Below are 12,861 nucleotides of genomic sequence, written 5' to 3' on the forward strand. Positions count from 1 at the left end.
CTAAATTAAAAGCTTGGGGGAGCCCCAAGCTTTTACCTTTATAGCTTAGTTATGATAGGTCAATTGAGTTAAATTAAGAAAGACTATTCCATTCGGTGTAAAGGCCGGTGCCATTACAGCCTGGACACTCAAAGTGACTGGCATGATAAGCAAATTCACTTCCTGGATAAATTGAAAACCCTCTGCCGGTGCAATCAGGGCATTTATTTTCATCCTTCATTCGTGACACATGGTTTTGTATCCTCAAATCTCTCCACTCGTTAAATGCATTTAATAATCCCATTTTTCACCTCGAGCACTTTTTCCTTATTTTGAATGAAATGGAGGTATTTTATTCATAAAATAGGTGAAAGGTTCCATTATTTAGATGGAAAGGCTAAACAAACGTATAACTCACTATTTATATACCAGTAAAGTGCATGGTCAAAAGAAAACCCCACAAGCTGATGGCCTGCAGGGAAGATGGATTAATCCTTCCTGATTGTAAAATTATTTTGCAGTACTGGCCAGTTTTGTGGAAATGGGACTCCGAGTACCCAATAGCTTACTCCTCTTAACCCATATTCCTTAACGGTGTCATACTTCGCCTGCACGCTTCGCGCATCCTCAAACCATACTTCATGCTGCTGGCCTTCCTCGTCTGTATAGCGGAAAAATGGGGACTGATATGTTTCATGATATTGAATAGAGACTCCATACTGTGCAGCCAAGCTTATAGCCGCTTTCGGATTGACTGTTCGTGCAGTCGTACCCTGTACCCACGGGATGCGCCAGTCTCTTCCATACAACGGCACACCCATCAGGATTTTTTCTGGAGGAATAGCTGTGACAGCATAATCGAGCACTTTCCTTACCTCACTTATTGGTGCAATCGCCCATGGCCTGCCGCCCGACCATCCCCATTCGTAAGTCATCAAAACTACAAAATCGACAATTTCGCCGTGTGCTTCATAATCATGTGCCTCATAAAGCAATCCTGGCTGGTCAGCGCTTATTTTCGGAGCTAGAGCTGTCGAAACCGAATACCCCTCGGGATGCAAACTGGCAACCGCTCTGCGTAAAAAGGCATTGAAGTTTTCACGATCCTCAGGATAGACATATTCGAAATCAATATTCAATCCTGTATATCCTTTTTCACGCATCACAGTTAAAATATTTGTCAGCAAGGTTTCCTGGGCCTCAGTGTCTCTCAGTACAGCTGCAGCCCTGTCGGAACTAAACGTTCCTGCGACCGTGTTGGTGATTGTCAGCAATGGTGAGGAGTTGGTGGTTTGGGCTCCTTGGAGTACTAAGGTATCGAGGAGGGATAAAAGTGAGCCATCCTCGCCGACGCCATAGGAAAAAGGGGAAAGATATGTGAAAAGATTTCCCTTGGTGAGAACTTCCCGTCTGCCTTGCTCATTCATTCTGGTGATATAAGCATTGACTTCAATCAGAGGTTTCTTTGCTGCCGGAATCCGAATGACCTGGCCGGAATAAATCAAAGCAGGGTTGGCAATATTGTTGGCTTGAACAATCTGATTGACTGTTACCCCATGGCGTGAAGCGATCGACCAAAGGTTTTCTCCTGCTTGAATCGTATAAGAGAAGTAAGGCATTTCAAGCATTTGGCCTGCGTAAATTAATGATGGATTATTGATATTATTAAAGCTCGCCAGCTCTTGTAAGGTTACCCCATAACGTGAAGCAATGGACCAAAGGTTGTCACCTGGCTGTATAACATACTCTCGGCTAATTTCCGGAATGACCAGTGTTTGACCGGCTACAAGCAGATTTGGATTATCGAGTTCATTCAATAATATAGTTTGGTTGATATCGGTGTTATAGCTTTGTGTTATGCGCCATAAGGATTCCCCAGGCTGCACTACGTGTATCTGCATTTTATTCTCCTCCATGGTTACAGTTTTTTTACATAGTATGCAGAGGAGAGCTGTCCTACGATAGAGGCTTGAAGGTTATCTAAGGCACATATTTTGGCAGACTAGAAATCTTATTGGAAGATTTTAAACGATAGCTAAAAAATGCTTGTTTGAATAAAATCTAAATAAAAAACGCATGAGGGGATAATAGAATGTGGCTCAAAATTTTTTTAGGAATACTAGCTTTACTGGGTTATGCAGTTATGTGGTTTGCTCTGTTTGGAAAGAAGAAGGATGTAGATGGGTTTGATGTAGGGTTCTCATCCAGCATAGTTGAATTAATTTTTGATATAACCTTTAAAATCGCACCAACTCTCATTAAACGTATTTTGATCTTTCTTATAGGCTTGTTTACAGCTGTGATCTTTTCGTTAGGATTCCTCTACTCTTGAACTAGATAAAAAGAGGGAATTGATTCTGGGATTGCGCTTGTTGAAGCCGCTTGAAATGGGCTTGCAGGTTAATCTCTACTTTTGAACCACTATATCCTTTATCTGTTTTCTAACTTTATAAAAACTGTAATAACCGATTGCTAGAAGGATGAACCCAATCGGCACCAGAATGTATCCCGTTATTCTGAAGACTTTACTTTCAAAAAATTGGATCAGGCTGGCTGCGGTAGCTAGAGCAGTTAATGCTGTACGAATATAGGCTAGTATTGTTCTTTCATTTGCCAGCTTAGTTCATTCCATCGCTAACAAGTGGTTGCGTGTTAATGGTTTCTGTTCAGATGCTATATTTTTTTCAGCCAAATAAAACTACTCCGCATAAAACGTGATGATCATAGTATAAGCAGGATTCTCTCATTCATCCATCCTTTATGCTGGTTTGCTGTAGGAACAGTCTGGTTTGTTGTGCCCATATGGCCTAATAAATTTAGTTGGGAGGATTTTCAGGAAAAGAATTACAATATCATTTTTGCTTCCAATTTAGTTTTCAAAGCCACTCGTTATAAAGTGAGTGGCTTTTGACCTTTACTTCTGATTTTTTGGCATATAACTGCTTCGAAATATTGCAACGGTCTTTTCCACTATGGGGGGAGTCTTCATGTGCTTTATCATTTTTAAATGCTTCATAGTTAGTCAAAGGCACAGGCTTAACCATTCAGATGGACGTTTAATACACTTTGCTTGATATCGACCGTGCTCACTTGACTCCGGAAATATCTCTCCAAGGTTTTTTTCTTCATATCCAGTACACTTCCATCATAATTGTTTTGCTATTTTGATTCATAATATTTGTTTACCTTCACCTTCTTTCTCCCAAAGGCAAAGACTTACAGTGAAAAATGTAGATTTTTGGGGCATTAATAAGAAGATAGATCTGTGAAAGGAGATTTTATAATGGCTGAAAAAAATAGATGGCTAATTGCTCTTTCTGCGATTGCGATCCACTTGTCGATTGGATCTGTTTATGCTTATAGTGTCTACCAGCTCCCACTGTATAACGCATTAGGGTGGGAAAAAACAGACGTGTCGCTCGCGTTTACGATCGCAATCTTTATCCTAGGGATTGCTGCCGCTTTCTTTGGACGGTTTGTTGAAAAGAGGGGGCCACGCATATCGGCTTTAATTGCTGCAACCTTCTTTGGGGTAGGGACCATTGGGGCTGGATTTGCGGTACAAAACTCAAGTTACCTATTGTTTTTGCTCTTTTATGGTGTAATCGGGGGTTTGGGTCTTGGGTTCGGATATATTGCTCCTGTCTCTACCTTGGTAAAATGGTTTCCTGATCGCAGAGGGCTGGCAACTGGAATGGCAGTGATGGGTTTTGGAGCAGGGTCTCTAATTACGAGTCCTGTGGCAGGACAGTTAATGGCAACAACATCCATCCCGCTCACCTTTTATATTCTGGGGATTACCTACCTGATTTTAATGATTTCCGGAGCACTTTATATTGCTAAGCCGCCAGAAGGATGGGCGCCCAAGGGCATGCAAGAACAAAAAGAGGAAGACAAGAGAAGGGTGGATCTTGCACAGCTTACTGCAAATGAAGCGGTAAAAACGACACGTTTTTGGCTCCTTTGGATTATGATGTTTATCAATATATCGGCAGGTATAATGATCTTATCTGTGGCCTCTCCTATGTCACAAGAAATCACTGGAGCGACAGCAATTGTTGCTGCTAATATCGTCGGTCTTATGGGACTGTTTAATGGCCTTGGAAGGATAGGGTGGGCGACAGGGTCAGACTATATGGGACGCTCGAATACCTATATAGCCTTTTTTGGTATCCAGCTGATCACCTTCTTCATGCTTCCGTTTATAACAAATGTCATACTGTTTTCCGCTTTGCTGTTTATTATTGTTTCTTGCTACGGCGGCGGATTTGCTTGCCTACCAGCTTTCATTGGCGATTTATTTGGAACAAAACAATTGGGTGCGATTCATGGCTATCTGCTGACATCCTGGTCATTGGCCGGTGTTGTGGGACCAATGCTTGTTTCATACATTTATGAGACAACCTTAAGCTACACGACTACTTTTTATATTTTTGCCGTCATGCTCGTAGTGGCACTTTTTGTGTCGTTATTAATGAAACGCAACATAAAAAATGTCAGAGAAGAGAAAAAAGGGCTTCCTCATTCAAAACTGGCTACAGAGTAAATGTCTTTTGGATTAAAAAAGCTCTTACATCTATACAGCAGATGTAAGAGCTTTTTACTTTGTAGCCTATAATTGCTCTATGGTTGGTATTACCATTCGGTCGTTAGAGCATTCCGGGCACACGTCAAGAATCTCAAATTCATTATTTTCTTGTTCGATCTCTTCCTGCCGGCCGCAAACTTCACAAACTCTGTACATATGATTGCCTCCTTTAGCTGCTTTGTTCTCCTGTTTCAGTTATTTGAAATCCACAATCAATCACTGCTTGTTTAAAGTCAATAAAGGAAGCTGCCTGTTCGTCAAATGAAATGACTGCTTCTCCTTTAGTAGGGTTAAGCTTTATATTTCGAACACCCCAAACATCATGTAGGGCTTCATTGATTTTTTCCTCATCTGCTTTACTCATTTCTGAGATCGTAATTGTCCGTGTAATCAATTCATGTTCACCGTCCCGAATTAATGAGTTCTTCCTTTTCCCATTTCCTTTCCCATGCCATTCAAAAAGCCTAACATAGAGGAAAGAGCCGTATTGACATCAGGGTCCCGGATTGTTTTCATCATGCCCCAAAGGCCGATAGGTTCATTTTGCCCGATTCTTTCTGATGTTTCATCGAGCCCTTTACTGACAGCGTTCAAAATGACTTTCAATTTTTCCGGATCAAGGGCTCCTAGAAATTCAATTGTATTGAACCCGTTTTTTATGATATTATGCATGCTTGGCTGATTGACTTGTTCCATCGCAATGGACGCAACCTTTACCCTCGTTTTTAGCAACCCGTTAAGTGTATCGAGCACTCCTGTCTGCTGGAGTTCATTTAAAATATTAAGGCTCGTTGAGATAGCTTGACGGTTTTCGACAATTTGCTTCAGCAATGCGGTAATATCTTGATCGTGTAATTCTTCAGAGCTTGGTGTAGTCTTCTCAATTTGCCTGATTGCTTTCGCCATCAATCAGTCCCTCCCTTTCAACCAATTCTGGAATGGAGATAAAATCAGACCGTTTCCATTTTTTCTCCGTTTCAACGCCAATATGCGGCTGCGGATTTCCAAACCGGAAATTATGGTGCGGAAGCGGTGATTCACCATCTTTTTCAAGCACGTCCATTTTTACTTGCATTTCTTTGTAATTCGGGGTATGTGTAATTTTGTCATGATAACTGCTGGTCAGCTTGTTTACAGCGCCTTTCCCCTCAGTTGTATGCATCGGCAAATATAATTCTTTTCCTTTGACTTGGTCAGTAACCCATACACGGACAGAGATATGGCCGTAGGGGGAGGTAAGGCGGACAAGTGAACCTGTCTGAATGTTCCGTTCTTCGGCGAGCTCAGGTGAAACTTCGAGCCATAACTCAGGAACTTTAGAAGTGATGCCTTCAGATTTATAGGTCATGTTTCCTTCGTGAAAATGCTCCAGTATCCTGCCATTATTAAGGTGCAGGTCATAATCCGCGCCAGCCTCGAACGGAGGCGTCCAATCCACAGTAATAAGCCGTGCTTTTCCATCTGGGAACTGGAATTTGTCTTTATATAATAATGGAGTATCTTTTCCAGATATATCGACCGGCCATACTTGGCTTTCCCAGCCTTCCAGTCGCTCGTAGCTGACTCCGGCAAAATGAGGGGCTAGTTTGGCTGCCTCATCCATGATTTCACCAGGATGTGAATAGTTCCAGTTTGCTCCAAGGTGATTTGCCAGATCCTGAAAGATTTCCCAGTCAGGCTTGCTGTCTCCAAGCGGATCAAACACTTTGTAAAATCTTTGGATGCGCCGTTCTGTATTGGTAAACGTCCCGTCTTTTTCCAGGCTTGGTGCTGCAGGAAGGACTACATCCGCAAACTGAGCTGTTTTTGAAAAAAAGATATCTTGAACAACAAAAAATTCTAGTTTCTCAAACGCTTCATGAACGAAATTGATATTTGAATCCACCAGGCCCATTTCTTCTCCAAACAAGTACATGCCTTTTACTTTTTCGGCTTGAATAGCCGCGACAATTTGATGGTTGTTCAATCCGGGTTGTTTAGGGATATCCGTTCCCCATGCTTTTTCAAAACGAGCTCGGACTTCATCATTTTCCACTGGCTGATAACCTGGAAGCCATGCAGGCATTGTTCCGAAATCACTTGCACCCTGTACATTATTATGTCCGCGTAATGGAAAAGCACCGGCACCTGGCTTTGCAAAGTTACCTGTAATAAGGAGGAGGTTTCCAATTGCAGTGCTTGTATCAGTACCGCCCATATGCTGGGTAACGCCCATTGCCCATAGAATACAGGTTCCTTTAGCTTCATGGATCATAGTGGCAATTGTTTTTAATGTCTCTTTGGATATGCCTGTAATATCCTCCGCATATTCAAGTGTGAATTTATTTAGCGATTGTATATAATCCTCCACGCGGTTCACACGGCTGTTCAAAAACTCACGATCCTCCCAGCCTTGATCGACAATATATTTGGTTATTGCAGACAGCCAGACAAGATCTGTTCCCGGTTTGGGATGGATATGCAAATCAGCTCTTTCGGCCAGGTCATTCTTTCTGAGGTCTGCAACAATTAGTTTTTGCTCTGCTAATTTATTTGCCCTTTTCACTCTTGTAGCCAATACAGGATGAGACTCAGCCGGATTTGCGCCGACGACAAGGATTAATTCTGAGCTGGCAATATCCTCTAATGTACCTGAATCTCCTCCGATTCCGACTGTGCGCATCAGGCCGGCTGAAGCGGGGGTCTGGCAGTATCTTGAACAGTTATCAATGTTATTCGTTTTAAAGACAGTTCTCGCCAATTTTTGAAACAGATAGTTTTCCTCGTTTGAACATTTAGAGGATGCAATAAATCCGAGAGCATCAGCCCCGTCTTTTTCTTTGATGCTGAGGAATTTTTCACCGATTAGGGAGAGAGCTTCCTCCCATGTTGCTTCTACAAACTTTTCGCCTTTTCTAATTAAAGGTGTTGTTAAACGCTCCTCGCTATTTACAAAATCCCAACCGAATTTACCTTTCACACATGTAGATACTCCGTTGACAGGTGCATCGGCTTGTGGCTGGATTTTCAAAATTTCCCGATCCTTTGTCCAAACCTCAAAGGTGCAGCCTACCCCGCAATAAGTACAAACCGTTTTTGTCCGGTTAATACGCGCTTCACGCATGGCCGCTTCCACATTTGAAATGGCGAAAATCTCTTTAAAGCCCGGCTCAACTTCTTTTGTTAGATCAATCATTGGTTCAAGAACACTTTTTGGAATGCCAGTCAAATAGCCTGCATTACCAAGCATTGATTTTTCCATCAGAGCGTTGCAGGGGCAGACGGTTACACAATGTCCGCATGATACACATGAAGATTCATTAATGGGGACATCATTATCCCAAATAACTCTGGGCTGTTGCCGTTCCCAATCAATGCTCAACACTTCGCTAACCTGGAGATCCTGGCAAGCCTCGACACAAAGGCCGCATAATATGCATTGGTCAGGCTCATACCGATAAAACGGATGAGAGTTGTCTGGTGGATATGGCTTTGGAGTGAATTCATATTTTTGATGATTCAGCTGCAAGTGTTCTGCAGTATTATGAACCGTACAGTTGCCATTGTTATTATCGCAAACGGTGCAATATAATTCATGATTTTTAAGTATTCGCGACATTCCCTCAAGCTGTGCTGCTTTTGCCTTTTCAGAGCCGGAGCTTACCTTCATGTCAGGTGCAGCCTTGGTGGTACAGGAGCGTTTTAACTCTCCATCAATTTCAACATAGCATGTGTCGCAAGTTTGAATAACCCCCACGCCCAAGTCAGGCTGGGTGGAGCATATGCCTGGCAGGAAAAAATCGCTGTCTCTTGCAGCCTCAAAGATTGATTGCCCTGGAATTGCTTGGATTTCATTGTTGTCAATTGAAAATGTAATCTTTGTTTGTTCCATCTTACCCCACCTATTAATTATTGTCAGAATTACAAAATAGTATTGGCTATATGAGGAAGAAGTATGACATTATTTGCCGATTAATATGAATTCCATGAAAAGTTGCGCATACCAAGCAAGTAAATCGGTCTGCTTCGACAATAAAAAGGCTTACAACGGAAGTGAAGTAATTACTCTGCTCTCTATATTTGGAGTATGGCGAGAAAAAATTTTAGGCCTAGGTTAGATGGCATAGACAGAGATAAACAAATTGCAGCATTCAGCAGCGTTTTTGTGAAAATAGCCATTATGATAGTTCTTTTGGCGTTTTTTTTCGTTGTTTTTATAGTCACTTTAAAAATGTGTATCCTTTCTCCTATTGTAATAGGCTGCTGTGTTGTTTAGCAGCCTAAGATTTTTAAGGGAATAGGCTATGAAGGACCTACTTTTACGTAGTAAGGTCTGTTTTTTGTTTTTTAACTAGTTATTTAATACTTATTTCGGTTATCGAAATTTGTCTAAATGATAGGTAGCTTACTCTATTAACACTATCGAATTGTACCACTAGAATAATAGATGAAGGTTCCTTTAAAGGGATCAAAAATAAAATGGAGGTTATGTTCATGAATGTAAAAAAGAAAGTACTTTCTGTTTCATTGTCTGGCTTAATGGCTTTAGGAGCAGTAACAGCGGTTTCTCTTCCGGTAGGTGCTGTTGGGAATGGCCCAAATGCGGGGACAGGATCCATCCAGACATCAATGCTACATACATACGAGAGCTTGGTCGATTATCTTAAAGTCCAAGACGCGAAACAGGAAGCATTAGAGCTTGAAGTTATTGGCGAAACAGTTAAAGGCCGTGACATTTACATGGCTAAGTATATTTCAAATCCTGAAAACCCAACCATTTTATTCTTGACTCAGCAGCACGGCAATGAGCAGCTGACAACTGAAGGTGCGCTTGAATTTATCAAGCATCTTGGCACTGGAAAAACAAAAGGTGTTCTCGATAATGTCAATGTACTCGTGATTCCGATGTTAAACGCTGATGGTGCTATGGGCGATGTGAATTTCTCTCTTGATAACTACCTGGCTGATGGTGACCGCCACCTGACTCGCTACAATGCAAACGAAGTAGATTTAAACCGTGAACATGCAAAAGCGACTGTTGAAATGGAGCCTGAAGCAAAAGCTCTTCATGAAAATGTCTTTGAAAAATATGATATTGATTATATGATCGATCTGCATCACCAGGGAACGCGCAGTGCGACAGATGGTGAACTAGTATCCGGATCGATTTTGTACCCAACGAATGAAAATGTGGATCCAGCGGTTTTGGAAGGCTCCAAGAAGCTCGGCTCTATTGTCTATAATACTCTTGAGCCGACTGGGTGGGGACATATCGGTAAATACCGCGGCGGAACAGGTGAAAATATCGGCCGTAATGGGGCTGCTGTACGCTATGATATTTCAACGCTTCTTTTTGAAATGCGCGGAATGTCCGACCATTTTTATGAGTCTTATGCCCTGGGCCAAAAGAGCAATGGCTATTTAATTAAGCAAACAGTCCTTACATTGGATTCTGCAGTCAGAGCGATTTCTGATGGATCGATTGAAACTGCTGATACAACTTTCTGGGATACGCTTCCTGAGCAAAGTAATCTGCCTGGTGAAGAGGCTGACGAATAAAAAGCGGTAACGCTCAGAATACCCGTTGTGAACTTAGGTTTATTAACGGGTATTTTCGATTGAAAACTAAATATAAGGAGAGTGCACATTGAGAATAACAAAAATTTTAAGTTTGTCTGTTATAGCTGCTGTTTTAACTTTAGGCTCTTTTAATGGTCCAGTAAATGCCAGTGAAAAACAAGGTGAAGCTTCTGTGTATGCTGAAGGAACTGCAGCCGAAATCGGAAAGCAGTACGGAGAACAGGCTAAGTGGGCTATTGCTCAAAATATTGACCTTTTTAAGGTGGCTGCACAGGCAGCTGATTTTACAAAAGAGGACCTTGAAAGCACGGCAGCTGACTATCAAGCATTTTTACTAGAAGAAAGTCCGGAATTGTTAGAACAATATAAGGCAATGGCTGAAGGCTCTGGTGTTGAGCTGGAAGATCTACTAGCCTTTAATGTGCTGGAAGAACAGGTAGTTGGTGATGGCTGTACGACGATTATTGCCACAGGATCCGCTACCCAGGGAGATAAGGCCTACTATCATAAAAACCGTGATGCTTCCCGAGGGTACAAGCAGGTTGTCCTGCAAATTGTTCCTGAAGATGGAAATAAGTTCCTTGGGATTACTAGTGCAGGGTCTTCCGGAATTGCGATGGGTATTAATGAACATGGCGTTTCTGTTGGGAATAATGTTTTGCATACATGGGATAGAGGATCGGGATACGGAAATCTGACGGTTATCCGAATGGCTCTTGAAAATGCAGAAAATGCTCAGGAAGCTGTATCCTATATTCAAGATTTACCAAGATCATCTGGTTCCGTATACGGGATAGCAGATAAAGAAGAAGGCGCATTCCTTGAAACAACCCATTCCGCTTATGCGGTTAAGTGGGTTGTTGACGAAGCAATGGCTCATACAAACCATTACATTCTTCCAGAGATGGAGCAGTACGAGGCATTGGATGATGACCCTGCTGAAAGAGAACGTTGGAGCTGGTACATTTCAACTGAAGAACGGCTTGAGCGTGCAACTGATCTTTTAAATGAGAAGACTGGCAAGCTAAATCCTCAAGATCTTGTTAAAATCTCTGAAGATCAGGATGGCGAGGAGCCAGTCTATTGGATTGATGCTCAGTATGAACTGAATGGAAGAGGAATGGGTTCAGTCTCAACAGGAACATTCGATGGAAGCAAGCTAAGAATGTGGTCGCAGCTTGGCCAGCCAAGTGTTGCACCAGCCATTCCGTTTGAAGTAGACCGTCCGCATATTCCTGAACCGTTTAGCTCAGGAGCTCAAAGTGACCGTCTCGTAAACACAGCAGAAAACCGAGAGTAGTTTCATAGAAAGGCCCCAGGAGATTGTTTCTTTTGGGGCTTTTTTTTCGTTTTTCTTAAAAAAGGTGCTATCAACAATCGTACTATATCAACTGCATCTAATTCCTTAGTGTACTTCTCTATTGTCCCTTCGAAAATAACTGCAAAAACCACGTCTATCTCATAGTGTTTACTCTCAGTCGGTCTACATCAGTAACATCGTGTTTAACGGGCGTCAGCACTTTATTTTAGGGCTAGAGGCTCCTTTTTTAAATAAAGAAATGAGCATAAATAGTATTTTTATGGTGTTAATAAGAGTTTATATTCATTATTGTTAAGATAAATATGGTATACTAACCTTAGTAACAGGTCATAATACCAAGCTATGAAATAATCCGTCATGTTTAGTGTACGGTATTAGCTTTAAGAAAAAACTTTTTTATCAATGGAGGGGCGGCTTTGTTAACAAATGATTTAGACTTTAGGCTGGAACCAAAACTTATAGAGTTATATGAAGAGCATAAAAAACGGTCAGAAAAAATTGACTGGGGCTATCACGACTTTTTGCCGTGGGACAAGGGTATGGATTTTCGGCGTGTGCCTTGGGATAAAAGTCAGGTGACACTTCCGCCAGCCGTTATCACCGCGGTGGAAACAGCTCTTTTAACTGAAGTGAATTTACCATGGTTTACTTCTCACCTGGATCAGACCTTTAAAGGTTCATTAACGGTTATAAAAGATTTTGTCCATACATGGACAGCCGAGGAAGATCAGCATTCTAACCTAATTGAGACGTACCTTTTACTTACCCGAAATGTAGATCCAAAGAGGCTTCACCAGCTGCATAAAGACACAGTTGAAAATGGCTGGAATCCTGACTATCAAACGCCTTTTGAAACGATGGTTTATACTTCTATGCAAGAGTTGGCCACGATGGTGTTTTATAATAATGTCGCGAAAGTAGCCGGCCAGCATGACAAAGATTTGTCCAGCCTGCTCCGCCGTCTCGCAAAGGATGAAACCTTGCATTATGCTTTTTACCGTGATGTTATTAAATTTCATCTGCAGTTGGAACCAAACTATTGCTACCATTTAGCTAATGTCATTATGAACTTCCAAATGCCAGGTACGGTCATGCCTGATTTTGAAGATCGAATGTCGATTATCGCAAAAGAGGCAAATTATGGACCGCTTGAATATTTTGATCAGGTTCTTGATGTTATTGTTGATTATTGGGAACTTGAAAAATTAAGGCCAATTGCCCCAGAAGCAGAGAAGGCACGCTTGGATATTCTAAGATATCACGCTCGCTTGAAAAGAGTTAGGGACAGATTTTATAGAAATAATAAGTAATTGGTAGATCAGCAGGTTATACTGCTGATTTTTTTGTGGACCCAAAGCGCAAGCGCATTCGTGCTTCACTTATCATAGGGAGTTGGGCGGAGTACACTAGTCGC

At 41.8% G+C, this 12,861-nt stretch carries 12 protein-coding genes; 5 read left to right on the forward strand and 7 right to left on the reverse strand.

Annotation, left to right across the window (positions count from 1 at the left end):
• Positions 1-45 precede the first annotated feature (45 nt).
• Complete coding sequence (locus tag HRJ06_RS01645) at positions 46-213, reverse strand: hypothetical protein (RefSeq protein ID WP_174727736.1); 168 nt, start codon at positions 211-213, stop codon at positions 46-48.
• Between the two features lie 254 nt (positions 214-467).
• Entirely contained in the window at positions 468-1,880 is a 1,413-nt protein-coding gene (locus HRJ06_RS01650) for a glycoside hydrolase family 18 protein (RefSeq protein ID WP_174727739.1), read from the reverse strand.
• A gap of 191 nt (positions 1,881-2,071) precedes the next feature.
• On the opposite strand from HRJ06_RS01650, the gene HRJ06_RS01655 reads away from it, so the two are divergent.
• Positions 2,072-2,311: a hypothetical protein gene (locus tag HRJ06_RS01655; protein ID WP_174727742.1), complete on the forward strand. Its 240-nt coding sequence runs from the start codon at positions 2,072-2,074 to the stop codon at positions 2,309-2,311.
• Between the two features lie 75 nt (positions 2,312-2,386).
• Here the strand turns inward: HRJ06_RS01655 and HRJ06_RS23645 are convergent, their stop codons facing one another.
• A complete protein-coding gene (locus HRJ06_RS23645; protein WP_174728138.1) occupies positions 2,387-2,596 on the reverse strand; it encodes a DUF202 domain-containing protein in 210 nt (69 codons plus the stop codon).
• Between the two features lie 666 nt (positions 2,597-3,262).
• Between HRJ06_RS23645 and HRJ06_RS01665 the strand changes: the two genes are divergently transcribed.
• Positions 3,263-4,525 carry an L-lactate MFS transporter gene (locus tag HRJ06_RS01665; RefSeq protein ID WP_174727745.1) on the forward strand — a complete coding sequence of 421 codons (1,263 nt, stop codon included), beginning with the start codon at positions 3,263-3,265 and terminating at the stop codon, positions 4,523-4,525.
• Positions 4,526-4,591: 66 nt separating this feature from the next.
• On the opposite strand, the gene HRJ06_RS23420 is transcribed toward HRJ06_RS01665, so the two are convergent.
• The 4 genes from HRJ06_RS23420 to fdhF are packed head-to-tail and all read right to left on the reverse strand — an operon-like array spanning position 4,592 to position 8,438.
• Positions 4,592-4,723, reverse strand: coding sequence for a hypothetical protein (locus tag HRJ06_RS23420; protein ID WP_277874645.1), 132 nt, complete (start codon positions 4,721-4,723; stop codon positions 4,592-4,594).
• A gap of 13 nt (positions 4,724-4,736) precedes the next feature.
• Positions 4,737-4,961, reverse strand: coding sequence for a heavy-metal-associated domain-containing protein (locus HRJ06_RS01670; protein ID WP_174727748.1), 225 nt, complete (start codon positions 4,959-4,961; stop codon positions 4,737-4,739).
• 20 nt (positions 4,962-4,981) lie between these two features.
• Entirely contained in the window at positions 4,982-5,473 is a 492-nt protein-coding gene (locus HRJ06_RS01675) for a helical membrane plugin domain-containing protein (protein ID WP_174727751.1), read from the reverse strand.
• Positions 5,448-8,438, reverse strand: a complete 2,991-nt coding sequence (fdhF, locus tag HRJ06_RS01680) for a formate dehydrogenase subunit alpha (RefSeq protein ID WP_174727754.1) — start codon at positions 8,436-8,438, stop codon at positions 5,448-5,450. Before fdhF ends, HRJ06_RS01675 begins: the two co-directional genes overlap by 26 nt.
• A 602-nt stretch (positions 8,439-9,040) precedes the next feature.
• On the opposite strand from fdhF, the gene HRJ06_RS01685 reads away from it, so the two are divergent.
• From HRJ06_RS01685 to HRJ06_RS01695, 3 genes are all read left to right on the forward strand, one after another.
• Positions 9,041-10,105 carry a M14 family zinc carboxypeptidase gene (locus HRJ06_RS01685; RefSeq protein WP_174727756.1) on the forward strand — a complete coding sequence of 355 codons (1,065 nt, stop codon included), beginning with the start codon at positions 9,041-9,043 and terminating at the stop codon, positions 10,103-10,105.
• An 88-nt stretch (positions 10,106-10,193) separates the two neighbouring features.
• On the forward strand, positions 10,194-11,426 hold the full coding sequence (locus HRJ06_RS01690) for a C45 family autoproteolytic acyltransferase/hydrolase (RefSeq protein WP_174727759.1): 1,233 nt from the start codon (positions 10,194-10,196) through the stop codon (positions 11,424-11,426).
• 437 nt (positions 11,427-11,863) lie between these two features.
• Positions 11,864-12,757 (forward strand): acyl-ACP desaturase, encoded by an 894-nt coding sequence (locus HRJ06_RS01695; protein WP_174727762.1) that lies wholly within the window; start codon positions 11,864-11,866, stop codon positions 12,755-12,757.
• Positions 12,758-12,861: the final 104 nt, after the last annotated feature.

The sequence above is a fragment of the Mesobacillus harenae genome (genome assembly GCF_013343715.1).
In the GTDB taxonomy this organism is placed as follows: Bacteria; Bacillota; Bacilli; order Bacillales; family Cytobacillaceae; genus Mesobacillus_A; species Mesobacillus_A harenae.